General features: G+C 47.0%; 21 protein-coding genes. 13 read left to right on the top strand and 8 right to left on the bottom strand.

Annotated features, from left to right (window positions below; translation table 11 throughout):
• Nucleotides 1-213 precede the first annotated feature (213 nt).
• The 5 genes from BN1002_RS22260 (at nt 214) to BN1002_RS22240 (ending at nt 4,918) form a co-directional block, all read left to right on the top strand.
• On the top strand, nt 214-1,632 hold the full coding sequence (locus BN1002_RS22260) for an amino acid permease (RefSeq protein WP_048828211.1): 1,419 nt from the start codon (nt 214-216) through the stop codon (nt 1,630-1,632).
• A 294-nt stretch (nt 1,633-1,926) separates the two neighbouring features.
• Nucleotides 1,927-2,151 carry a FeoA family protein gene (locus BN1002_RS22255; RefSeq protein ID WP_197072902.1) on the top strand — a complete coding sequence of 75 codons (225 nt, stop codon included), beginning with the start codon at nt 1,927-1,929 and terminating at the stop codon, nt 2,149-2,151.
• Nucleotides 2,152-4,155: a ferrous iron transport protein B gene (feoB, locus tag BN1002_RS22250; RefSeq protein WP_048828210.1), complete on the top strand. Its 2,004-nt coding sequence runs from the start codon at nt 2,152-2,154 to the stop codon at nt 4,153-4,155. It begins immediately after the preceding gene.
• Between the two features lie 22 nt (nt 4,156-4,177).
• Entirely contained in the window at nt 4,178-4,330 is a 153-nt protein-coding gene (locus BN1002_RS22245; protein ID WP_048828209.1) for a FeoB-associated Cys-rich membrane protein, read from the top strand.
• A gap of 132 nt (nt 4,331-4,462) precedes the next feature.
• A complete protein-coding gene (locus BN1002_RS22240) occupies nt 4,463-4,918 on the top strand; it encodes a helix-turn-helix transcriptional regulator (RefSeq protein ID WP_048828208.1) in 456 nt (151 codons plus the stop codon).
• A gap of 17 nt (nt 4,919-4,935) precedes the next feature.
• Here the strand turns inward: BN1002_RS22240 and BN1002_RS24155 are convergent, their stop codons facing one another.
• Nucleotides 4,936-5,439: a universal stress protein gene (locus BN1002_RS24155; RefSeq protein WP_048828207.1), complete on the bottom strand. Its 504-nt coding sequence runs from the start codon at nt 5,437-5,439 to the stop codon at nt 4,936-4,938.
• A gap of 186 nt (nt 5,440-5,625) precedes the next feature.
• Here BN1002_RS24155 and BN1002_RS24150 point away from each other — a divergent pair, with 186 nt between their 5' ends.
• Both BN1002_RS24150 and BN1002_RS22230 read left to right on the top strand, forming a co-directional pair.
• Nucleotides 5,626-5,793 carry a hypothetical protein gene (locus tag BN1002_RS24150; protein WP_197072895.1) on the top strand — a complete coding sequence of 56 codons (168 nt, stop codon included), beginning with the start codon at nt 5,626-5,628 and terminating at the stop codon, nt 5,791-5,793.
• A gap of 164 nt (nt 5,794-5,957) precedes the next feature.
• On the top strand, nt 5,958-8,045 hold the full coding sequence (locus tag BN1002_RS22230; RefSeq protein ID WP_048828342.1) for a transglycosylase domain-containing protein: 2,088 nt from the start codon (nt 5,958-5,960) through the stop codon (nt 8,043-8,045).
• 80 nt (nt 8,046-8,125) lie between these two features.
• Here BN1002_RS22230 and BN1002_RS24145 read toward each other — a convergent pair whose 3' ends face one another.
• Complete coding sequence (locus tag BN1002_RS24145) at nt 8,126-8,275, bottom strand: hypothetical protein (protein ID WP_197072894.1); 150 nt, start codon at nt 8,273-8,275, stop codon at nt 8,126-8,128.
• Nucleotides 8,276-8,382: 107 nt separating this feature from the next.
• Entirely contained in the window at nt 8,383-8,706 is a 324-nt protein-coding gene (locus tag BN1002_RS22225) for an HPr family phosphocarrier protein (protein ID WP_048828206.1), read from the bottom strand.
• 203 nt (nt 8,707-8,909) lie between these two features.
• On the opposite strand from BN1002_RS22225, the gene iadA reads away from it, so the two are divergent.
• The 3 genes from iadA to BN1002_RS22210 all read left to right on the top strand — a co-directional run bounded on the left by iadA (nt 8,910) and on the right by BN1002_RS22210 (nt 14,310).
• Nucleotides 8,910-10,085: a beta-aspartyl-peptidase gene (iadA, locus tag BN1002_RS22220; protein ID WP_048828205.1), complete on the top strand. Its 1,176-nt coding sequence runs from the start codon at nt 8,910-8,912 to the stop codon at nt 10,083-10,085.
• Nucleotides 10,086-10,540: 455 nt separating this feature from the next.
• Nucleotides 10,541-12,298: an ABC transporter ATP-binding protein gene (locus tag BN1002_RS22215; RefSeq protein ID WP_048828204.1), complete on the top strand. Its 1,758-nt coding sequence runs from the start codon at nt 10,541-10,543 to the stop codon at nt 12,296-12,298.
• Nucleotides 12,295-14,310 carry an ABC transporter ATP-binding protein gene (locus BN1002_RS22210; protein WP_048828203.1) on the top strand — a complete coding sequence of 672 codons (2,016 nt, stop codon included), beginning with the start codon at nt 12,295-12,297 and terminating at the stop codon, nt 14,308-14,310. Before BN1002_RS22215 ends, BN1002_RS22210 begins: the two co-directional genes overlap by 4 nt.
• A gap of 78 nt (nt 14,311-14,388) precedes the next feature.
• Here BN1002_RS22210 and BN1002_RS22205 read toward each other — a convergent pair whose 3' ends face one another.
• Both BN1002_RS22205 and BN1002_RS22200 read right to left on the bottom strand, forming a co-directional pair.
• Nucleotides 14,389-15,009, bottom strand: a complete 621-nt coding sequence (locus tag BN1002_RS22205) for an NAD(P)-dependent oxidoreductase (RefSeq protein ID WP_048828202.1) — start codon at nt 15,007-15,009, stop codon at nt 14,389-14,391.
• A 200-nt stretch (nt 15,010-15,209) separates the two neighbouring features.
• Nucleotides 15,210-16,988 carry a M3 family oligoendopeptidase gene (locus BN1002_RS22200; protein WP_048828201.1) on the bottom strand — a complete coding sequence of 593 codons (1,779 nt, stop codon included), beginning with the start codon at nt 16,986-16,988 and terminating at the stop codon, nt 15,210-15,212.
• 130 nt (nt 16,989-17,118) lie between these two features.
• Here BN1002_RS22200 and BN1002_RS22195 point away from each other — a divergent pair, with 130 nt between their 5' ends.
• Nucleotides 17,119-17,631: a GNAT family N-acetyltransferase gene (locus tag BN1002_RS22195; RefSeq protein WP_048828200.1), complete on the top strand. Its 513-nt coding sequence runs from the start codon at nt 17,119-17,121 to the stop codon at nt 17,629-17,631.
• A gap of 66 nt (nt 17,632-17,697) precedes the next feature.
• Here BN1002_RS22195 and clpP read toward each other — a convergent pair whose 3' ends face one another.
• Together clpP and BN1002_RS22185 are read right to left on the bottom strand one after the other, a co-directional pair.
• A complete protein-coding gene (clpP, locus tag BN1002_RS22190; protein ID WP_048828199.1) occupies nt 17,698-18,279 on the bottom strand; it encodes an ATP-dependent Clp endopeptidase proteolytic subunit ClpP in 582 nt (193 codons plus the stop codon).
• Between the two features lie 17 nt (nt 18,280-18,296).
• Complete coding sequence (locus BN1002_RS22185) at nt 18,297-18,983, bottom strand: sigma factor-like helix-turn-helix DNA-binding protein (RefSeq protein WP_048828198.1); 687 nt, start codon at nt 18,981-18,983, stop codon at nt 18,297-18,299.
• A gap of 299 nt (nt 18,984-19,282) precedes the next feature.
• On the opposite strand from BN1002_RS22185, the gene fumC reads away from it, so the two are divergent.
• Nucleotides 19,283-20,659: a class II fumarate hydratase gene (fumC, locus tag BN1002_RS22180; RefSeq protein WP_048828197.1), complete on the top strand. Its 1,377-nt coding sequence runs from the start codon at nt 19,283-19,285 to the stop codon at nt 20,657-20,659.
• Between the two features lie 693 nt (nt 20,660-21,352).
• Entirely contained in the window at nt 21,353-21,595 is a 243-nt protein-coding gene (locus BN1002_RS22170; protein ID WP_048828195.1) for a hypothetical protein, read from the top strand.
• Between the two features lie 173 nt (nt 21,596-21,768).
• Here the strand turns inward: BN1002_RS22170 and BN1002_RS22165 are convergent, their stop codons facing one another.
• The gene (locus BN1002_RS22165) at nt 21,769-22,881 is read right to left on the bottom strand and encodes an ABC transporter ATP-binding protein (RefSeq protein ID WP_048828194.1); all 1,113 of its coding nucleotides are present in this window, start codon (nt 22,879-22,881) and stop codon (nt 21,769-21,771) included.
• Nucleotides 22,882-23,049: the final 168 nt, after the last annotated feature.

The raw sequence follows: 23,049 nt of genomic DNA, 5'->3' as shown, positions 1-23,049 counted from the left end.
TTTTTTTAACAGCCAATCTGGGGGATTGGCTGTATAGTAACAATTATATCAAAACGAACATGCCGATAGGTCCTGGTAATAAGTCTATTTTTTTACGATTGTAAAAATAGAAATGGGAGAAATTAATTTGGCCAAAAAGGATTTAAACTTTTTTATATGGGGTAAAAAAGAGGGCGGAAAATCCGGCAAGGCCAAAATACAGGGGGATAAAGCATGAACAGAGCGACTGAGGGAAAAACACTGCACAGAGGACTCGAAGAAAGGCATATCACCTTAATGTCACTTGGGGCGGCAATTGGGGTAGGGTTGTTTTTAGGATCTGCAACAGCGATTAAGATGGCTGGACCTGGAATCTTAATTGGTTATGCTTTTGCTGGGCTTATCATGTTTTTTATTATGAGGGCGCTTGGTGAGATGGCGATCCAGAAGCCGGTAGCGGGATCTTTCAGCCAATATGCAAGGGATTATCTCGGCCCGTTGGCTGGATACATTACCGGCTGGAACTACTGGTTTCTCTGGGTTGTCACTTGCATGGCCGAAATAACAGCTGTTGGTGTATATATGGAATACTGGTTCCCGGATGTTAAACGGTGGATTTGGGCTTTGGCAGCCCTTGTCATCATGGCATCGGTTAACTTTCTTGCCGTCAAAGCATACGGTGAATTGGAGTTCTGGTTTGCGCTAATCAAGATTGTCACAATCATCGCAATGATCGTAGTTGGTGTTGGCATGATTGCGTTCGGAATCGGAAATGGCGGCATAGCAACAGGGATCAGCAATCTTTGGAGCAATGGAGGATTGTTCCCCAACGGGATAAAAGGGGTACTTTTATCCTTGCAGATGGTATTGTTCGCCTACCTTGGCATTGAGATGATAGGTGTAACTGCGGGAGAAGTAAAGAATCCCGAAAAATCCCTTTCAAGAGCAATCGACACCGTATTTTGGCGTATCCTTATCTTTTACGTCGGCGCGCTGTTCGTCATTATGTCCATTTATCCTTGGGCCGAGATTGGCACAAAAGGGAGCCCTTTTGTTTTAACGTTCGAACAGATCGGCATCCCGGCAGCTGCGGGAATCATTAACTTTGTCGTCCTCACTGCCGCCTTATCATCATGTAATAGCGGGATTTTCAGCACAGCGAGGATGCTGTTTAACCTGGCTGGCCACGGTGAAGCACCTAAAAAGTTTGGAAATGTTACTAAATCTGGAGTACCTGGGCTGGCCATCATAGCATCTGCAACTGTCCTGCTTGTGGGCGTCATCCTGAACTATTTTGTGCCGGGAAGGGTGTTTATGATTGTCACAAGTGTGGCAACATTCGGGGCCATCTGGACTTGGGGAGTCATCCTCCTGTCTCAGCTGAAATACAGGAAGAGCCTCACGCCGAAAGAAGTAGCGGGATTGAAGTATAAGCTTCCGCTCTATCCTTACACTTCCTATATCGCACTTGCATTCCTGGCATTCGTCGTAGCGCTTATGGCTTACAGCGCTGATACAAGGATTGCGGTAATCGTTGGCCCGATCTGGCTTGGGCTATTGACAGCGGTCTATTATTATAAAGGCTTCAACAAACGGAACTTCCAAGCGGAAGATTCCGATAAGGAATTGATCTCGGACGAAAGAGCCGGATAAACGGGGTATTGGTAAATATTCCTATGCTAGCAAACCGTGAAAGTATTTAGTTAACAATTCCATCAGTAAGAAAACTGCCGGGGAGCCTCCTCCGGCAGTTTTCTTTTGCCAAAATCCAACCGGGTTGGCCTTATTTTTCATTGACCATGTTTAACACAATATTCACAAACGCAGCAACATCAACCTATTCAATGGACAAAAAGGATGTTAAAATAAATCTATAATAAAGATAATCATTCTCAATTAGAGTTGGAATCTATAATAAAAGAAAATGAAATTATAAGGGTGATCATGATGCTGGCTCAATTAAAGACTGGTGAAAAAGCAACTATCAAAGACATTTCCCTTGTTGACGGGCTGGTGCAAAGGAGGCTGCTGGACTTGGGAATTACTGAGGGCAGTGAAATTTGTATCAAGTGCAAGCTGCCTTTCGGCGGGCCAATTATGATCGAATCATGCGGACAATGTGTGGGAATCCGGCGCAGGGAAGCGAAATGCATTGAACTGGAGAGAGTGTAAATGGATATTGCATTAATAGGTAACCCCAATACCGGGAAAACATCATTGTTTAATAATTTGACAGGTTCATATGAGTACGTTGGCAATTGGAGCGGAGTGACTGTAGAGAAAAAAGTAGGGATTTTCCGGAATAAACGGGATCGCCTTATTGATTTGCCAGGGATTTACACGCTGAATCCTTTGTCAAAGGATGAGGGGGTTGTCACAAGGTTTTTTCTTGAGGGACCGGTTGACCGTCTGCTCAATATTCTGGATGCTTCCCAGATTGAACGGAATCTTCATCTTACACTCCAGTTGATTGAATACGGAAGGCCGATCCTCATCGGCCTCAATATGGTAGACGTAGCAAAAAGCCGCGGAATCCATATCGATTCTGAAAAGCTAGCTGCCACTTTGGGAATTCCTGTTGTTCCTGTCGTTGCAAGGAGCGGAAAGGGCTGTGATACATTACAGGATGCCGCTGCCGCCAGCCACGCTCTTCCGCCTAAGAAAAACCTCGTCTATTATGGACCTGAAATTGAAGAAGCGATAAGTGAAGTTGCGGTTGCAGTTGATGGGAAAACTCCACATTCAACAAGATGGCTAGCCCTGCAGCTTTTTGAAGGAAACCGTTTGGTTGCCGATTATTTGAATGAACTCATAAGTCCCGTGGAAATCCAGGCGATTGTTTCCGGACTTGAAACACGGCTGAAAGATAACCGAACTAGAGCTACCCTTCCTCAACTCATATTTGAGAAGAGAAGAGCAGTAATTGGGAAAATGGCGGCAGAGGCTGTCCGGAAAAACGAAGAAGTTGTCCCGTTATCTGAACGGGTTGACCGCATCGTAACGAACCGTTTCCTAGGGATGCCTATTTTCCTGCTGCTAATGTACGCAATGTTCATGCTGACTTTTGATTGGCTGGGATCACCGCTTTCTGATGGATTGGATGCGTTCTTCACCGGCCCGCTTGCTTCGTGGATGGATAAAGGGCTAACCGCCATTGGGGCATCCGGTTTCATTCATGATTTGGTCAACCAGGGACTGATTGCAGGAGTGGGTGGAGTCCTTGTATTCGTCCCACAAATATTCATTCTATTTTTCTTTATCTCGTTGCTCGAAGACTCCGGCTACATGGCCCGTGTCGCACTCGTCATGGATAGAATAATGGAATCAGTCGGCTTGAACGGAAAAGCTTTCATCCCGATGATGATCGGGTTCGGCTGCAATGTCCCGGGAATCATGGCGGCAAGGACGATTGAAACGCCAAGGGAAAGATTATTGACAATCCTTCTGACCCCGCTTATGTCATGCTCGGCAAGGCTGCCTGTCTATGCTTTGTTTGTAGGCGCCTTTTTCTCGGCCCATAGCGCCGGCATTGTTCTTAGCCTTTATGTAATAGGGATTATTGTAGCGCTCCTTTTAGCAAAATTGTTTTCAAAAACCATCCTGAAGTCCGAGGCATCCTTGTTTGTCATTGAATTGCCGCCTTACCGGCTTCCGCAATTCCAGGCGCTTTGGAGAAGCACTTGGGACAAGGGAAAAGGGTTCATCAAAAAAGCCGGGACGTTTATTTTCGCTGGGTCAGTCATTATTTGGCTCCTGTCTTACGCAGGGCCGGGTGGGCTGAAGGTTGATATGGATGACAGCTTTCTTGCCGCAATTGGCGGCCTGATAGCGCCGATTTTTGAACCGATTGGCTTTGGGACATGGCAGGCGGGCGCCTCCCTATTGACAGGATTCCTGGCAAAAGAAGTGATTGTCTCATCGATGAACATCATTTATTTTGCGCCAACTGAAGCCCAGCTACAGGGAATGATGACTGCCTATTTTACGCCGCTTGCGGCTTATAGCTTTATTACATTTATCTTGTTATACATTCCATGCCTTGCAACCGTGGCAACCATTTATAAGGAAACTGGCTCGAAAAAATGGACTGCCTTTTCAATGGCTTATGCCTTTGTAATTGCCTATATTCTCTGCCTAGTTATCTATCAGGGAGGAAAGTTGCTTGGACTCGTATAATTTTGGAAGGAGATGAACAACAATGGTTGTAAACCTTGTGTTGGGCGGAGCTATTTTCGGCTATGCCGGCTGGGCGCTTGTGCGATTCATTAATCGTTCAAAAAAGGGCAAATGCGCTGCATGTTCCATTGCCGACTCCTGTTCAAGCGGTACTTGCGGAACTTCCGAAAAATAGTGGTTAATTGAATGTTTTTTTGCAAAAACTGCTGCTTATTAACAGCAGTTTTTTTTATTAGGACGGAGTGCTTTTCATTTAAGATAATATTGTGTAAAATTACACTTAAGAAACAAGAAGGAAGGTTTTTCAGTGACCAGGGACGAGATTATTGAAATTGTTTCCGAAAAATTGCGTCTGATTCGGACAGAAGCGGGATATACGCAGGATAAAATGGCGGATATCATTGGGGTATCGAAAAAGACCCTTGTCCAGATTGAAAAGGGCAGGGTGCTGGCAGGATGGTCAACTGTTGTCGCAGTTTGCGCATTGTTCCGCGAAACAGAAACTGTCCAGTTCCTATTTGGGAATGAACCTCTCGAGGTGCTTGAAACGATTGCGAGAGAGGGAGTCGATTACAGACGCGGAAAGACGTTTGGCGGGAAAATCTGGTGGAAGGAAGTCAGGCGGAAGAATGGTTTTATTTTGCAGCAGAATATTCTCAGCAAGCATTTTCGTATCCTCGATGAGGAGCACTACCGGATTTACAGTTCTTTTGAGGAAGAAAACGCCAAGCATCGTTTTGCCGAACTGGCTGAAGGAAAATAAGCCGGAGCTTTGCCGGCTTATTTTGCAATCAGGACATGGCAAGGGGCGAGGCGGGCGACTTTCTCGGTGTTATTGCCGAGTAAAAAGCCTTTAATTCCCCCTTTTCCAGAACTGCCGATAATGATTAAGTCTGCCTCCACTTCCTCAGCATAGGCGGAGATGCTTTCTGCGGGATTGCCCTCAAGCACTTGAAAGCTTGCATTGATAGAATCGAGTTTTCTCCTTGCTTCAAAAAATATTTGTTCTACACTGTTGCTGATCAGGGATTGCGTGGAAGCTTCCGCTTGATTGAATCCGAGCGCTGCCGGAGGAGTCGGCATCCCTTCGATCATATAGCCATGAAGTGAAAGCGGAGTTTCGCCCGCCAGATCAACTCTCCTCGTTTCAATCCTTTCATCATAAACATTCACTACAGTCAACTGCGTTTGCTGCTCCTTTGCCATGGAGGCAGCAAGTGCCAGTGCCTTCTCGCTTCCCTCACTTCCATCATAGGCAAGAATGATATTCTGGAAGTTCTGCATAAATTCCCCTCCATTACTTGTAAAATTTTTTGCTAGTTTTCTTAAGATTCTGTCTCTTTTCTTTACCCCTTTAGTCGGATTCTTATTCGAATGTCCTCCAAATTCTACGGTTTTTTTTGAACACCCCCATAAACACATGTTTTTGGGCGAATTTTTATGTAAAAGGGAATAATGAGGTGATTTGCGGTGTCCACCCAAGTACATCCAACCATTAGGAAATGCCTTCAGCATCTCGAGATTATTGAGGCGAATGACAAGGTTAAGCAAATTGTTTATATGTATATGGAATCCCTTTATAAGGAACTGAATGCCCAAAAGGATGAAGAAAGTAACAATTCCGGGCTTTACGACTAAAAAGCAGACGATGAATCGGATGCTTTTTATTTTTTTGAAACAAATCATTTAAACCGCAGGGCCTGGCGATGGTGTAGAGATTTCCTTTGGCGGGTAAGGAAAAAGGAACTGCCAAATTACCAGGCAAGGAAGCTGCAATTGTTTGCTTTAAACAGGAGGACGTTATGAGAAAGCTTTTATTCAGTGGAATTTATCAAAATTGGAAAAAGTGGCATATGAACCAGATTATCATTCTTTTACTTTCCATTCTGGTTCTTGGCGTGCTTGGTTCATTTTTTTTCTTTTCAAAAAGCGCCGATCTTTCTACATTGAAAACCGAATTGAACCAAGCGACTGTTATATTCGATGTGCAAGGGGAAGTGGCCAGCAAGGTAACGGCAAATAGAAATGAAGGAACACCTATCAGTGCGATTCCAGACCATATGAAAAATGCCGTTGTCGCCATAGAGGACCACCGATTCTATGATCATAATGGGATTGACATCATTGGCATCAGCAGGGCGTTTTTCCGCAACTTAAAGGCAGGAGGAGTCGTTGAGGGCGGTAGTACAATCACCCAGCAGCTGACGAAGAATGCCATTCTCGATTCAGAAAAAACATATAACCGCAAAATTAAGGAAGCGATGTTAGCGAGAGAAATAGAGAAAAATTATTCCAAGGATGAAATCCTGCAGATGTATTTGAACACCATTTATTTTGGTGATGGCGCATGGGGAATCAACCGTGCGGCGAAAAAATATTTTGGCAAAGAAGTCAAGGAGCTGACAATCGGGGAATCAGCCCTGCTCGCGGGATTAATTAAAGCCCCATCAGCATTGAACCCCTATCAGCATCTCGAGAAAGCAATGAAGCGCCGTAATGTTGTGTTGGCCACGATGGAGAAACAAGGTTTCATTACAAAGGCGCAGGCGGACGAGGCGAAAGCTGAAAAAGTGGTCCTCGTTGATAAAAGTGAGGATCCTTTTAATGGCAAGTACCCTTATTATGTTGATGCAGTTCTCGAAGAAGCCATCAATCAATACGGATTTACCCAAGATGAGCTTTTGACCGGAGGTTATAAAATTTATACGGAACTTGATCCGAAAATGCAGGGAGCCGTTGAATCTACTTACCAAAATGACTCACTCTTTCCTCCGGGGAATGAACGGCCTGTCCAAAGCGGCGCAGTTCTGGTCGACGCTAAGTCCGGGGGAATAAGGGCGCTTGCAGGCGGGCGTGGGAAGCATGTATTCAGGGGTTATAACCGGGCTACCCAGCTAAAGGCTCAGCCGGGTTCATCGATCAAACCTATAGCCTCTTATGCCCCGGCACTTAAAGAAGGATGGAAGATCACCGACCTGGTTAAGGATGAAAAGATGAAGTTTGGTGATTATGAACCAAATAACTATAATGGCCAGTTTTCAGGCGACATTCCAATGTATGAGGCTCTGAAGGATTCGAAAAATGTCCCAGCTGTCTGGCTTTTGAACGAGCTAGGAATTGAGAAAGGGCTTGATTCGATTAAGCAGTTTGGCCTTCCTCTGGATAAAGAGGACAGAAACCTGGCAGTCGCGCTTGGCGGGCTTCATACTGGTGTATCCCCGAAAAATATGGCTGAGGCATTTTCGGTTTTTGCCAACAGAGGTGAGCGGAAGGATGCTCATACGATTATCAAAATTGAAGATGCAGCGGGCAATGTAGTCGCTGAAAGGAAAGAACAGAAAACAAACGTGACCACTCCGGAAGTCGCCGATATGATGAACACGATGCTCCTTGGGGTGGTGGAGCATGGGACAGGTAAAAGCGCCAAAATTGAAGGCAGGGAAATCGCCGGGAAAACTGGTTCCACCCAGGTGGATATTCCAGGGATCGACGGAGTCAAGGATCAATGGTTTGTCGGTTATACACCTGATTATGTCGGGGCTGTCTGGGTCGGCTATGATAAGACAGACGAAAAACACTATTTAACTACAACAAGCAGTGAAGGGGCTGCTGTCATATTTCAGCATTTTATGTCTGAGGCCCTTGAAGGGACAAAGCCTTCAAGCTTCAATGTCCAGCATATAGATGAATTGATTGAACAAAGGAAACGTGAAGAAGAAGCGAAGAATAGAAAAGATTTATGGAACGGACTAAATGAAGGGGCAAAAAAATGGGAAGATCGGGTCCAGAAAGAACGGGAGAAGTGGGAGAAGAAAATTAAAAACAAAGGAAAAGGGAAAGAGAAAGGGAAAGGGAAAGGAAAAGAAAAAGGGAAAAAGGACAAAGATTAGAAGGCAAGGCGGGCGAAAAGCCCGCTTTTTAATTTGCCGGAAAAAGAACTAAATGAAAAGACAGGGCCAGCGCCCTGTCTTTAAAATTTCGGCAGTATATAATTAATCAGGAACCAAAGGACTCCAAAAAAGATAATCAAGTATGCGGCATATTTGATGAATGTACTGCCAACACGTGAACTGTCGGAATGTTCTTCTTTCCTGACCTCGACATTACGTCTTTCATCCATTATTTACACCTCTTTTCCCTAGGCTATCCCAGCCAATTGATCACCAGATAAATGACGACAATCGCACCAATCAAAGTGAGAATCCCTCTGATCATTCCTGCACCACCTTAAATCTGAAAAGTTTCTGAAGTGTTAAGGAATCGCTTATGGCTTCTTCGTAATATTGACACTTCGGAATTGCAAATTTCCTGAATCCCATCAAGATGCTTCTGGACATTTTCGCCTTCTGCGATGATCTTTAAAGCAGTGCCTTTCTCAACAGTGAGCAGGAATGAAACCAGTTTTGTAAGATTGGCGGCATCAACCGCCCTGTTTTTGCAATATAGATAAGTAGAACCATTAAATTGCTTAGCTGCTTGGAAAATATCAAGCATTTTTTTCATGTGAAATTTATTGAGAATAATAACATTTGCAGACATGATTTCTTTCATCTTAATAATCTCCTTTTCAAATAATCCTATAGTTGACTTGTGCTACTTATTTACCCCCCATTCCGGGAATAAAACATCGGTGTTTGCGTCAGTCATAGGACTATAGCCTAATAAGTAGGCTGGTTTGCCAGTTTTCGGTTTTTTTGGGTATAGTAAATGATGTGCTGCGCCTGGATGGATTTTTGATAGAAAGGGGAAGAAAAATGCTGACCTTGATTAAGAATGGGGAGATTTATGCCCCGCATTATATTGGCAAAAAGGATATTTTGATTATTGACCAGAGAATTGGCTGTATTTCTGACAAAATTGAAGTGCCTGAGGAGAACTTTGCGCCTGTGACGGTCGTGGATGCGCAAGGTAAATACATTGTACCCGGCTTCATCGATGGCCATGTACATATTACTGGCGGAGGAGGCGAGGGCAGCTACCGGACCCGGACCCCGGAACTGCAGCTGACAGATGCCACGCTGGCCGGAGTGACAACCGTGATTGGGGTGCTCGGGACGGACGGAACGACGAGGACCATGACAAACCTGATTGCAAAGGCTCGTGGCCTAGATGAGGAAGGGATTACCTGTTATATCCACACAGGTTCCTATCAGGTACCATTAAAGACACTTACCGGCAAAATTGAGGATGATATTATTCTAGTCGACAAGATAATCGGAGCGGGGGAAGTGGCCATCGCCGATCACCGGTCTTCACAGCCAACGGCCGAAGAAATGGCAAAAATCGCTTCGGCCGCGAGGATTGGCGGGCTATTGTCGGGGAAAGCGGGAATTGTCAATGTGCATGTCGGTGACAGCTACGATCATTTAAAAGTACTTGAAGATGTGGTTGAAAAAACCGATATACCAATCAGGCAATTTCAGCCAACACATATTAATAGAAACCAGCATTTATTCGAGGCAGGGATTCGTTTTGCAAAAAAAGGCGGTTATGTTGATTTCACGACGAGTTCATCGCCGAAATTCTTTGATGAAGGGGAAGTGAAGTGCTCGGTCGGCCTTAGGAGAATGCTTGACCAGCATATCGATATCTCGCAGATAACCTTTACATCCGATGGCCAGGCAAGCCTGCCGGATTTCGACGAATTCGGAGAACTGCTCGGCTTGAAAATTGGCCGTGTCTCAACACTTTATGATGAAGTGCGTGATGCCATTATCCAGGAAGGCATCCCAATCGAAGTCGCCCTGCGGGTCATCACCCAAAACCCGGCGGCCATCCTCAAACTAAACAGGAAAGGCATGATCAGCCTGGGACGCGATGCTGACCTCGTCCTCCTCGACAAAGACAGCCTCACCATCAAAGACGTCTTCGCTATGGGGAAAATGATGGTCCAGGACGGCAAAGCCATTGTAAAAGGCACATTTTCATGATGCAGGGGACGTTTCCACAACTTCATTTGGGACTCGAATGAAGCGTTGGAACCGTCCCTTTGCTTCATTATTTTATCTGAAAATGTCTAAAATTTAGAATTGACAAAGGGCAAGTTCCAATGATAACCTTACAAAGTATAAAAAGGAAATTTAAAAAACAAATGAAAAGGAAGAAGGAGGGGCGCGACATGCTCAGGGTAATTGATAAATCTTATACAGCTGAATATGATCGGAAGTGCACCCTGCTCCTGTATTAGCTTGCGGCCGCCTGATACCAGGGATTGGCTGTGCCAGGCAGGCTGGTTGTGCTTCCACAAGATGCGCAACATGGTTTGTCTCTCAACTTAATTGGTGTTTTTGGGACATATCGCTTTGCTGCGGTATGTCCTTTTTGGTGTCTGCGGCTTTTTTACGGTGCAGTGTGCTTTTGTTAACAAAGGGGAGTTGGTTTAAGTATGTTCTCGGTTTTGAAAAAGTTAGGTTGGTTTTTTAAAGAAAATTGGAAGAGGTATACGGTTTCAATCATCCTGCTGGCATTCGCCGGGCTGATTGATATCCTGCCGCCGAAACTGATTGGGATGGCAATTGACGATATTCAGAGTGGGTCGATGGCAAAGGACATCATCGTTCGCTACGTCATGATCCTTGCGGCTGTCACTATTGTTTCCTATACGGTTACGTACATTTGGCATTACAAGCTTTTCGGAGGTGCGTTCCTTGTTGAACGGAAGCTGAGAAGCAGATTTATGGACCATCTCCTGAAGATGGCGCCGCCTTTTTTTGAAAAAAACAGGACTGGCGATTTAATGGCAAGGGCAACAAACGATATAAAGGCGATTTCGATGACGGCAGGGTTCGGTATTCTGACTCTTGTTGACTCAACCGTCTGGATGCTGACCATCCTGCTTACAATGGGGATTACCATCAGCTGGAAGCTTACACTAGTGGCGATTCTTCCGCTGCCGGTCATGGCTGTCATGATGAACGTGTACGGCAAAAAAATCCACGGCAGTTTCATGAAGGCCCAGGATGCGTTCGGAGACCTAAACGACCGTGTTCTAGAATCGGTGGCAGGCGTGCGCGTTATCCGTTCGTATGTCCAGGAAGAAGAAGAAAAGAAAACATTCCACAAGCTTACAGAGGGTCTTTTTGAGAAAAACCTTGCTGTGGCGAAAATAGACTCGCTCTTCCAGCCGACAATCAAAATCCTTGTCGGAGTCAGTTATATGATCGGGCTGGGCTTTGGAGCAAAGCTGGTTTTCAGCCAGCAGATTACGCTCGGTGAGCTCGTTTCCTTCAATGTATACCTTGGCATGCTCATCTGGCCGATGTTCGCGGTTGGAGAAATGATCAACATCATGCAGCGAGGGAACGCTTCGCTGGACAGGGTGCAGGAAATCCTTTCTTACAAGGAAGATGTCAAGAACAATGAGAACCCAATTGTGGTGAAATCTCCTAACCAAATTGACTTTAAAGAGGTGGCGTTCCGCTACCCAAGCTCGAAGCAGGATAATCTGTCGGGGATTAACGTGTCACTGAAACAAGGAGAAACGCTTGGTATCGTCGGCAAGACCGGCAGCGGCAAAACAACAATCATCAAGCAGTTGCTTCGTGAGTACCCGGCTGGCACGGGAACGCTTGCTATCTCGGATGTCCCGATTGAAAACCAGCCGCTCGAAGAAGTGCGAAGCTGGATTGGCTATGTGCCACAAGACCATGTCCTTTTTTCAAGAAGTATCCGTGAAAATATTCTTTTCGGCAATCGCGATGCTGGTGAGAAGGAGCTTGAGCGGGCGATTGATTCTGCCGCATTCCGGAAGGATCTCCGCAATCTGCCAGAAGGGCTTGAAACTATGGTCGGTGAGAAAGGTGTCTCCTTATCTGGCGGGCAAAAACAACGGATTTCGATAGCCAGGGCACTGATCAAGGACCCAGAAATCCTGATTCTCGACGATTCCTTGTCGGCAGTCGATGCGAAAACGGAACAAAGAATCATTGAAAACATCCGGACTGATCGCGCAGGCAAAACAACGGTCATTACCACACACCGGATGTCGGCTGTCATGCATGCGGAACGGATCATTGTCCTCGATGATGGAAAAATCATCGAACAGGGAACACATGAAGAACTGATGGCCAAAGGCGGCTGGTACAAGGAACAATTTGAACGCCAGCAAGTGGAAAATGCAGTAGAGGAGGGAGTGTCCATATGACGACGGGCAAACGTTTAGTCCAATACGCACTCCAATTTAAGATGATTATCGTAGCTGCCCTGGCAATGCTGACCATTTCGGCAGCCGCGGACCTAGCCGGACCGTTCATCGCGAAACGGGTGATCGATGTCCATATCCTCGGAATCGAGTCAACTTGGCATGAAACTGACAAGGGAAAGGGCACGGTCGAATTCCAGGGTAAATATTATAAGCGGGATCGTTATTTTGCAAATGGTGAAAGAAAAGGGAAGCCGGTGCGCATTCTTCAGGCGGGAACGAAGTTTGTCATGGCTGACGAGCCAGTAAAGACTGATGGAAAACGGAGCTATGAAAATGGCGTTTTAACGATTTCAAAGAATGGCTCCAGTGAAACCGTTCCAGCCACGCTTCTTTCGGCAAAAGAAGTCATGAAATTCTCAGCACCGGAACTGCCCTGGATATACAAGCTGCTTGGAGCTTATCTTGGCCTCTTGGTGATTTCGGGATTTTTCCAGTATTGGCAGCGCTATATGCTGCAAAAGTCGGCCAACCGCATCATCCAGAAAATGCGCGAGGACGTTTTCAGCCATATCCAAAAGCTTCCGGTCCGCTTTTTTGACAATTTGCCTGCCGGAAAGGTTGTCGCAAGGATTACGAATGATACGGAAGCTATCCGCGAGCTGTATGTTACGGTGCTGTCAACATTTTTTACAAGTGCCATTTATATTGCCGGCATTTATGTTGCGCTTTTCATTCTAAGCCCGAAAATGGCAGCCCTCTGCCTTCTGCTGCTGCCAATCCTCTATGTATGGATTTTGTTTTATCGGAAGTTCGCATCAAAGTACAACCATATTATCAGGTCGCGTAACAGTGAAATAAATGCCATGGTCAATGAGTCCATCCAGGGGATGAATGTCATCCAGGCGTTCGGCAGGGAAAAGGAATCAAAAGGTGATTTTGAAAAACTGAATATCGACCATTTCCAAACCCAAAACAAATTGTTGAATCTCAATTCATTGACGTCGCACAATCTTGTCAATGTACTCAGGAATATCGTCTTTGTTGCTTTCATTTGGTATTTCGGCGGCGAGGCCCTCACAGCGTCCACAGCGATTTCCCTTGGGGTGCTGTACGCATTTGTTGATTATATCAACAGATTGTTCGAACCTGTTGTCGGGGTTGTCAACCAGCTTGCCAACCTTGAGCAGGCGCTTGTTGCCGGTGAGCGGGTGTTCAAGCTACTCGATGAACCACTTGAGGAAGACAGCGGTGCGGATGTACCTTCCTACAAAGGCCATGTCCGTTTCAATGAGGTATCTTTTGCTTATAAAAACGAGGATTGGGTCTTGAAAAACATCGACTTTGACGCTCGCCCCGGTGAAACGGTCGCTCTTGTCGGGCATACCGGTTCCGGCAAAAGCTCAATCATGAATTTGCTTTTCAGGTTTTACGATTGCCAAAAAGGCTCGATTACGGTTGACGGCGTCGATGTCAAAAGACTTACCCGCCATGCCCTCCGCCGCCACATGGGAATCGTTCTTCAAGATCCGTATCTGTTTACCGGGACGATCGCATCGAATGTCAGTCTCGGCGATCCGTCAATTTCGAGGGAGCGGGTTGAGCAGGCGCTTCGGGATGTCGGGGCGGAAGCCATATTCAAAAACCTGGAGAATGGTTATGATGACCCGGTTACCGAAAAAGGCGCCACGTTCTCGAGCGGGCAGCGCCAGTTGATTTCTTTTGCCCGTGCGCTCGCATTTGATCCGGCCATTCTTATTCTTGATGAGGCTACGTCAAGCATCGACAGCGAGACAGAAGCCGTCATCCAGGAGGCGATGGAGGTCTTGAAAAAGGGAAGAACGACCTTCATCATCGCCCACAGGCTGTCGACCATCCGCAACGCCGACCAGATTCTCGTCCTTGATAAGGGACAGATTGTAGAAAAAGGCAACCATGATGAATTAATGGAACTGAAAGGCCGCTATTTCCAGATGTACCAGCTGCAGCTCGGTAAAGGGAATTTGGCGGGATAAACGAAAACGCCTGGAGATGGCTCCAGGCGTTTTCATAGTTTATACAAGTAGACAATCCATCTCATTAGCCTATCCTTATTAATATGTAAGCGCAGCCCGGCAATGAAGGAACTCATCACTTTCCAGCTGCCTGAATGCGAAGTCGGCGGTATCGAAGATGGAGATGGAAGAAGGATTTACCGGCAGCATATCCCGGCCGACCCTGTATGTGCCAATTCGTTCGCCAACCGGCAGGTAAGTCGGGCAGACCGCAATCCAATCGAGGGCGGACTCTTTAAGGAGCAGCCATGCTTTCAAATGTTCCTCCGCATCCTTTGTCGTCGTCCGCCGCGACTCGGCTGACTGGAATCGGTAAAGCTCGGGCTCGGTTCGTGCCTGAGTGATGCCTGCCGTGCTGATGATGAGAATCCGGCTGATGCCATTTTCATTCATTGCGTTGATCATATGCCGGATTGAGCCGGATAGTGTGGTGCCGCCGCCAGTATTCAGGGCGCTTATCACAGCATCGCAGCCGGCCATCGCGGAGCGAACGTCGTGTTCGTCTGTCGCGTCTCCTAGAAAAACTTTCAGGCTTGGGTGATGCCGCTCCAATTCTTTAGGATTCCTTACGAGCGCCTGAACCTTATAACCAGCCTTTAGACAATTTTCAAGGATGATTGAGCCGACTCTACCGGTAGCGCCGAACAAACAAATTTTCATCAAATGTTCACCTTTCTGTCACGGAAGTGTGATATTTCCCCGCTTTGTTCATGATATTTTAAAAATGGAATGTATCATGAATCACAGGGGTGTTGGGGATGTTTTCCGTTACGCTTACGATTGGCAGCGTCATGATTTTAGTTTATTTTATCGGATACATTGTGGCAAAGCCATAACCTGCGGAGCAATTCTGCAGGTTTTTATTTTGAAAGCTTTAGAAAATCAGCAACATCCTTCACGCAAAGCCGCAATCCTTTTTCCCAAAACTGTTCACTCGTTATATCTTCGCCGGTATGCTTCTTTACTAAATCCTCAACATCCATCCTGCCAGAATCGCGCAGCAGATTCATATAGTCCAGTTCGAATGATTTTCCTCTTTCTTTCCAAATTCCATAGAGGCTGATCGAAAACAAATATCCGAATGTGTAAGGAAAGTTGTAGTACGGTGATTTCGTCAAATAATAATGAGGAGTCCAAATCCACGACCTAACCGATGGGCTGGCAAGGGAACCTTGATAGGCTTCCTCTATGGCGTCCGCCATCAAGTTGTTCAGCCGTGGGGCAGGTACAAAACCGTCCGCTCTTTCCTCATAAAATCGCTTTTCAAACAAGAACCGTGAATGGATATTCATAAAATTCATCACACTGCGTTTCAGTTTTTCGTCGAGGAGAAACAGTTTTTCTTTCGCATCTGCTGCCTTATCCAATGCCCCGTCAATGATGAGTAATTCCGAAAACGTCGAGGCGGTTTCGGCGATGCACAACGGATAATATCGGTGAAGAGGATGGACCGGCCTCATCGCATGGTTATGAAAGGCGTGTCCGAGCTCATGGGCAAGTGCCAGCATATTCGGCATTCTTCCGCCAAATGTCAGGAAGATCCGCGATTCCCCTGATTGAGGAAACCCGGCGCAAAAGGCATGGCCCGCTTTACCGGGACGATCCTCCGCTTCAATCCATCCTTCTTGAAAAGCATTTCGGGCAAAGGATTCCATTTCAGGGCCGAATCGGCCAAAGTGCTTCAGAATGAAATCAGCGGCTTCATCATACGAAAATATACTTTCAGTTGATCCAAGCGGCGCCCAAAAGTTAAAGGCATCCAGTTTCCCACTGCCAAGGAGGCGGGCCTTCTCGTTCAAATATGCGGTGAATGCCGGCTTGGAACGGCTGACAGCGAACCACATTGCTTCCAGTGTTGCAGGAGAAAGCCGGTTGTCCAGAAGTGCAGGATCGAGCGTGCTGTTAATGCCTTGCATTTTGTTTAGCTGGAGACGGAATCCGGCAAGATGATTGATTGTCTTTGCAAAAAGATCCTCTTTTTTCCGGCAGGCGGCTTCCAAAGCTTCGTGGGCTTCCTTCCGTACCGATTCATCCGGATGCGCCCGAAAGTTGATTGCCTGTCCGACTGAATAGTCTTTTTTGCCAATCGTGATCTTCATGCCGGAGGAAAGCTGCTGATAAAATTGCCCCCAGGCAAGGTAGCCGTCTGGGCTTAAAGCCGCGGCTACCTGTTCTACCCGATCCCCAAGCAGATTTCCTGCCTGATTGCGCCACTCATTCAAAAGAAAATGATGAATCTTCAATTTCTCTGAACTCATGAGCCGATCCCACACGACTTGCGGAATTTTAGCCATTCTTAGCTGGACTTTTTGCAGGATTGACTCATACCTGCTGTTGACGGCAGCAATTTTCCCCTGAACGTCTAGAGCACCATGGTCTTTTGGATTTTGGGCAATGAGGCAGGCGGCAAAAGAGGAGGCTTGGGAAATGCCTGGCTTTATATCTGTCAATGATTCTATCATTTTTGCAAGGATTTCCGGGGCAGTGTCGATAGTGGATAAGCAAGTTGCCTTGTTGTTTTCCAGTATACTCATTCCGTTTTCCAGATTTTTAAGGTGTTCCTCTAATGCAATTGATCGACTCCCACCGGGAAATATCACTTCCAAATCCCAATTCTGCCGGTACTGGTTTAGTGGCATGAAGCGTTCCTCCTGGCGTATTTCTATAACGAACATATATTCCTATCATCGCCTAAAGAGGAATATTTTGCAAAGGAAAGCCGTATGGTATTCTTAAAAAAAGAGTAAGTCAGACGGGGAGACGAAGTTGATGAATATTATAATTCGACAGGAAAAGACCGAAGATTATAAAGCAGTGGAAGCAGTTGTCCGACAAGCCTTTGCCAATGTTGAAATCAGTGATCAAACGGAACACCAACTTGTTGCCCGTCTTAGGGATTCAGATGCATACATCCCGGAATTATCGCTTGTCGCGTTCATTGGAGTGGAAGTGGTTGGCCACATCATGTTTTCAAAAGCAATCATCGGACAGTCGGAGACGCTGGCGCTTGCGCCTGTATCCGTTTTGCCGGAATACCAGAATAAAGGAATTGGCACTGCTCTGATAACCGAAGGCCTCGACCGGGCGAAAGCACTCGGATTTGCATCTGCCATTGTCCTCGGCCACCCGGGGTATTACCCGAAATTCGGCTTTAAAAAGGCATCGTTATGGGGAATCAAGGCGCCATGGGACGTACCCGATGAAGTGTTCATGGCAATCGAATTGAAGCCAGAAAGCCTAAAGGGTGTTTCAGGGATTTTCAGCTATTCAAGCGAGTTTTAAATATCATGAAAAAGAGGCCGGGGTATGGACCCCGGCCTTTTAGCAAAAATAAGGCAAGATTATCTATTACTTCTTGCTGATGATTTTATCAATAATCCCATATTCGAGTGCTTCCTGGGCGCTCATGAAATAATCCCTGTCTGTATCCTTCGCGATTTTCTCCACCGGCTGCCCGGTCCGCTCGGCGATGATTAGATTGACATGCTCACGGAGCTTCAGAATCCTTCGGGCTGAAATCTCAATTTCCGTCGCCTGCCCGCGGGCGCCTCCCAAAGGCTGGTGGATCATAATCTCACTGTTTGGCAACGCATACCGTTTCCCTTTTGTGCCGGCAAGCAAAAGCATCGCGCCGAATGACGCGGCCATCCCGATACAAATCGTGCTGATTTCCGGTTTAATCAACTGCATAGTGTCAAAAATGGCAAACCCGGCTGTCGTTGAGCCTCCGGGACTGTTAATGTAAATGGAAATGTCCTTTTCCGGATTATCCGCCTCCAGGAACAGGAGCTGGGCGATTACGCTGTTCGCCACATGGTCGTTAATCTCGTCGCCGATCATGACGATGCGGTCCTTCAGCAGCCGCGAATATATATCGTAGGAGCGCTCACCGAGATTAGACTGTTCAATCACATATGGAACTGTCGCCAAAAGAAATTCCTCCCTTATTAAGCTGCCATGCAGCCATAGCCAAGAGGGGTGCGGGTTTGACTCGAAAGGGCCATCCTTGGTGCCTCCGCCAGTGAAGGGATGTTCGGGATGTTTGCGATTAATCCGGACGGGTCTTCTTCCCGCAGTGCCCTGTCGATGAGCCCGGACAGCAGTTCCCGGTCTTCCTCCTGCCATTGTGAATCAACCGTGTGGAGGCGGCGTTCGTGATTCAAACGCCCTTTTGCCCGGTGAAGAAGCGATTTTACCGCGGTTTCCGTCATCGACATCAGCCCGGCAATTTCCTTTGCTTGATAGTTGAATCCTTCTTTCAAAAGAAAAATCACTGCCTGCTTTGGTGTCGTTCTCTCGAGTAAAAGCTTCACGGCGTCAAGCCTGCCTTCAACTGAAGAAGAATCCCGCGAGGCTGTTTCCTCGGACACACCAGGAAGCTCGCGCTTTGCTTTCCGGGCTGTGTCAATCCAATGATGATAGGCGATTTTTTTCAAAAGTGCCGGGCTTACGTCCCGGGGAGCATAGTTCTCCAACCCCTTCAGGAGCGCGGACTGGAATAAATCGTCGGAATCCCACTTGTTTTTGGCAAGGAACCGGCAGTATTTTTGCAAGGAATCAAAGTACAGTTGCAGAGATCCCAGCACTTGCTTCTCAGCCTTCTTCAAGGCGGCAGGTCTTTTGCTGGCGGCCATTCATTGTCACTCCTTTTCACCACTCTGCCCCTATAACGTCGGAGTCGAATGGAAAGATACGGGCAAAGTTCGATTAATTTAATTTATTTTAGCATGGATGGCAGTGACAGCCTAAATTCAGGAGTATTGCCACACGGCTTCTTGCTGGCCATTTTTGCAAAAAGGGCCTTTAAAACAGGCTTGCTTTATAAAATTAGGGGAAAATGAACTAAGAATGAGGAGGAAGCACGGCCGGAAAAGGCTGTATTCCTGTCAAAATAAAACCGCTTCGGAATGGCGGTGAAAATCGGGAGGGAACGATGGACTACCGGATTGAAAGGGATACGTTAGGTGAAGTGAAGGTTCCGGCGGATAAGTTCTGGGGGGCGCAAACACAGCGAAGCCTCGAAAATTTCAAGATCAGCACGGAAAAAATGCCGATTGATCTGATTTACAGTCTTGTGACCGTCAAGCTTTCCGCTGCGGTCGCCAACAATGCATTGGGAAAGCTTTCGGATGAAAAGAAGGATGCGATTATCCACGTTTGCGCGGAAATCCTTGAAGGAAAATATGACGGCCACTTCCCGCTCGCTGTCTGGCAGACCGGGAGCGGCACGCAGTCTAACATGAATGTGAATGAAGTGATCGCCAACCGGGCCAATGCGCTGCTGGAAGGGGAGGGAAGCGGCACAAGAATACATCCGAATGACGATGTTAATATGTCGCAGAGTTCCAATGACACTTTCCCGACCGCAATGCACATCGCCGCATACGGGAAGGTTGTGTCTGCGCTGCTGCCCGCGCTTGAAGAACTGACAGAGACTTTCCGTCAAAAGGAGAGCGATTACGAAAAGCTCATTAAAATTGGCCGGACCCATCTTCAGGATGCAACCCCGCTTACGTTCGGACAGGAAATCAGCGGCTGGCGCACGATGCTTGAAAAAAGCGGTGAAATGATCAGGGAATCAAGTAAAAGGATGCTTGACCTGGCGATTGGGGGGACTGCAGTTGGTACCGGCATTAATGCCGACCCTCAATTTGGCGATATGGCAGCTGAAGTGATTTCCAGCGTTACCGGCCATCCGTTCCGTTCATCGGCCAACAAGTTCCACGCGCTTACAAGCCATGATGAAATGGTTTATGTTCACGGAGCTTTGAAGGCGCTTGCGGCGGACTTGATGAAAATCGCCAATGATGTGCGCTGGCTGGCGAGCGGCCCAAGGAGCGGAATCGGCGAAATTATGATACCCGCCAATGAGCCGGGAAGCTCGATCATGCCGGGCAAAGTTAATCCGACTCAAAGCGAGGCATTGACAATGGCAGTATGCCAGGTGTTCGGAAATGACGCGTCAATCGCCTTCGCGGCAAGCCAGGGAAATTTCGAATTGAACGTCTTCAAGCCGGTCATCATCCACAATTTCCTTCAGTCGGTGAGACTGCTTGCCGATGGGATGAATTCATTCAACCGGAACTGCGCGGTAGGCATTACAGCGAACGAAACCGCCATCCAGGCACAAATGGAGCGCTCACTCATGCTCGTTACCGCGCTCAATCCGCATATCGGCTATGAAAAAGCGGCCCAAATCGCTAAGCTCGCCTTCAATGAGAATTTGAGTTTAAAGGAAGCAGCAGTCCGATCCGGGTCCCTGACAGAGCAGGAATTCGATGAATGGGTGAAGCCAGAGAATATGGTTTAAGTGGAGGGCAGGCTCGGCTTACTGGAGGGCATCGATTGAATTGTAAAGCGGTTCTAATGCAAAATGCCCCCTCGGATATGAGAAGGCATCTTGTCTGATGGCTGGGCTGGCCGGATTTGCACCGGCGCGCCTGGTTTCGCTAGGAAGCCAGGCTCTGGAACCCAATGGTTGGAATGAAAGAGGCTTTTTTGGCTTCTTGGCGCCTGTACATGAATAAAACTTCGTTTGCGGTCCCCAATAAACGGCCTTGTCGCCCGTATGCGGAATCAACTCCGATTGCGGTCGCCAATAGACATTCTTGACGCCCGTACGCGGAAACAAAATAGTATGCGGTCGCCAATGAGCATTCTTGTCGCCCGTATGCGGAATCAACTCCGATTGCGGTCGCCAATAGACATTCTTGACGCCCGTACGCGGAAACAAAATAGTATGCGGTCGCCAACAAGCGGTCTTGTCGCCCGTACGAAGAAAAACCCTAGTTTGCGGTCGCCAATAAGCGGCCTTGGCAGCCGTACGCGTAAACAACGTGGTTTGCGGTCGTCAATAAGCACAAGTAGATTAAAAAACCAGTGCCGTGCCGCCAATACATTACTAGTTTGAACAACAGCCAAGACATTATTCGTAAAACCGAAGGCAAATTTTGCATAAAAAAACTTGCCAGACAAAAACTAAAGGAAAAGGGAGGGGATTAGCATGGGCGTCTGCCCAGTCTGCAACGGCTTGAAAAAACTTGAACTTAATTGCGTCGATTGCAATGGCCTCATGGAAGAAAAAGGACGTTACCAGGACTATTTCGACGACTACAGCCCCTATATGCCCATCGACCAAATGAAACTCGAAGACGGCATACCAAGCGACTTACAGAACCACCAGTGTCCCCACCTTTACCGCTGCACATCATGCGGCACTGACTGCGTCATCCTCGTAAAAGAATAACCCTTCACAAGAGCCTTTTTGCAAAATGAACCTTGGATTACGCATCCCGGAAATTTGGCTCAAGCGCAGAGTATACCCCCTGTAAGAGACCCAATTTTGCCGATAACCGTTTTTACACAGCATAAAAAGAGCGCCTGCCCGCATGGGGAGCGCTCTTTTTGATCATATGATTTTTACTTATCTCCGACAGGGCGGATACGCTGTTCTGTTTCGACATCGAAGAAATGGACTTTGTTCATGTCAAAAGCAAGCTCTAGCTTGTCGTTTGGATGAATGTCGGAGCGGGAATCGATCCTCGCCACAAAATCCTGGCCAGCCAAGCTTGAGTATACCATCGTTTCCGCGCCAGTCAATTCAGCAACATCAACAGTCGCATTGATTTTAGAACCGGAAGAGGCGTCAATGAAAACTGGCTCATCATGGATGTCCTCAGGACGGACGCCAAGGATGACCGGCTTGCCGACATAACCTTGCTCGCGAAGGAATTTCATTTTGCCTTCAGGAACGGCAATTGAAACGTCCCCGGCAACGAATTTGTCTCCTTCCAGTGAACCGCGGAAGAAGTTCATTGCAGGCGATCCGATAAAGCCGCCAACGAACACGTTTTCAGGCTTTTCGTAAACTTCTTTAGGAGTACCGACCTGCTGGATGATGCCGTCTTTCATGACGACGAGGCGGGTTGCCATTGTCATCGCTTCAGTCTGGTCGTGCGTTACATAAATAGTTGTTGTGTCAAGGCGGCGGTGCAGCTTGGCAATTTCAGCACGCATCTGGACACGGAGCTTTGCATCAAGGTTGGAGAGCGGCTCGTCCATCAAGAAAACCTTCGCATCACGGACGATAGCGCGGCCCAAGGCAACACGCTGGCGCTGACCACCGGAAAGTGCTTTTGGTTTACGATCCAGGTATGTTTCAAGACCAAGGATTTTTGCAGCATCCTTCACCTTTTTATCGATTTCAGCTTTAGGAACCTTACGGAGCTTCAGGCCGAATGCCATGTTGTCATAAACAGTCATGTGCGGATAAAGCGCATAGTTCTGGAAAACCATCGCAATGTCGCGGTCTTTCGGAGCGACATCATTAACCCGTTTGCCATCAATATAGAAATCGCCTTTAGAAATTTCTTCAAGGCCGGCAATCATACGAAGTGTAGTGGACTTACCGCAGCCGGATGGACCGACAAACACGATAAATTCTTTATCCTGGATATGCAGATTAAAATCTTCAACTGCAGTCACTTTATTATCATAAACCTTGTAAATATGATCCAACTTCAACTCAGCCATTAAAACAACCTCCAAATAAAAAATCTTTATAAACCAAGTCTACTGAAAACCTTTCCAAAACGATATAGACACCCTGCACAAAACTGAACGATTAAAATTTGGGCACACTGCATGGAAAGGCTTCCAAACTGAAGCAGGAGTTGCTATCAAATGTGTAAAGAAGGGGGA

This window comes from Bacillus sp. B-jedd (assembly GCF_000821085.1).
GTDB lineage: Bacteria > Bacillota > Bacilli > Bacillales > Cytobacillaceae > Bacillus_D.
Note: the sequence above shows the minus strand (reverse complement) of the source record. Positions and strands in the feature narration are given on the sequence as shown.

Bases quoted from the DNA above. Each gene is read 5' to 3' on its own strand.
- BN1002_RS22225 (WP_048828206.1), bottom strand. From the start codon at position 8,706: ATGAAAGAAATCATGTCTGCAAATGTTATTATTCTCAATAAATTTCAC.
- BN1002_RS22205 (WP_048828202.1), bottom strand. From the start codon at position 15,009: ATGAAAATTTGTTTGTTCGGCGCTACCGGTAGAGTCGGCTCAATCATC.
- BN1002_RS22260 (WP_048828211.1), top strand. From the start codon at position 214: ATGAACAGAGCGACTGAGGGAAAAACACTGCACAGAGGACTCGAAGAA.
- fumC (WP_048828197.1), top strand. From the start codon at position 19,283: ATGGACTACCGGATTGAAAGGGATACGTTAGGTGAAGTGAAGGTTCCG.
- BN1002_RS22200 (WP_048828201.1), bottom strand. From the start codon at position 16,988: ATGCCACTAAACCAGTACCGGCAGAATTGGGATTTGGAAGTGATATTT.
- BN1002_RS22245 (WP_048828209.1), top strand. From the start codon at position 4,178: ATGGTTGTAAACCTTGTGTTGGGCGGAGCTATTTTCGGCTATGCCGGC.
- BN1002_RS22165 (WP_048828194.1), bottom strand. From the start codon at position 22,881: ATGGCTGAGTTGAAGTTGGATCATATTTACAAGGTTTATGATAATAAA.
- BN1002_RS22170 (WP_048828195.1), top strand. From the start codon at position 21,353: ATGGGCGTCTGCCCAGTCTGCAACGGCTTGAAAAAACTTGAACTTAAT.
- BN1002_RS22195 (WP_048828200.1), top strand. From the start codon at position 17,119: ATGAATATTATAATTCGACAGGAAAAGACCGAAGATTATAAAGCAGTG.
- BN1002_RS22185 (WP_048828198.1), bottom strand. From the start codon at position 18,983: ATGGCCGCCAGCAAAAGACCTGCCGCCTTGAAGAAGGCTGAGAAGCAA.
- BN1002_RS22230 (WP_048828342.1), top strand. From the start codon at position 5,958: ATGAGAAAGCTTTTATTCAGTGGAATTTATCAAAATTGGAAAAAGTGG.
- BN1002_RS24145 (WP_197072894.1), bottom strand. From the start codon at position 8,275: ATGGATGAAAGACGTAATGTCGAGGTCAGGAAAGAAGAACATTCCGAC.
- BN1002_RS24155 (WP_048828207.1), bottom strand. From the start codon at position 5,439: ATGCAGAACTTCCAGAATATCATTCTTGCCTATGATGGAAGTGAGGGA.
- iadA (WP_048828205.1), top strand. From the start codon at position 8,910: ATGCTGACCTTGATTAAGAATGGGGAGATTTATGCCCCGCATTATATT.
- BN1002_RS22255 (WP_197072902.1), top strand. From the start codon at position 1,927: ATGCTGGCTCAATTAAAGACTGGTGAAAAAGCAACTATCAAAGACATT.
- BN1002_RS22215 (WP_048828204.1), top strand. From the start codon at position 10,541: ATGTTCTCGGTTTTGAAAAAGTTAGGTTGGTTTTTTAAAGAAAATTGG.
- feoB (WP_048828210.1), top strand. From the start codon at position 2,152: ATGGATATTGCATTAATAGGTAACCCCAATACCGGGAAAACATCATTG.
- BN1002_RS22210 (WP_048828203.1), top strand. From the start codon at position 12,295: ATGACGACGGGCAAACGTTTAGTCCAATACGCACTCCAATTTAAGATG.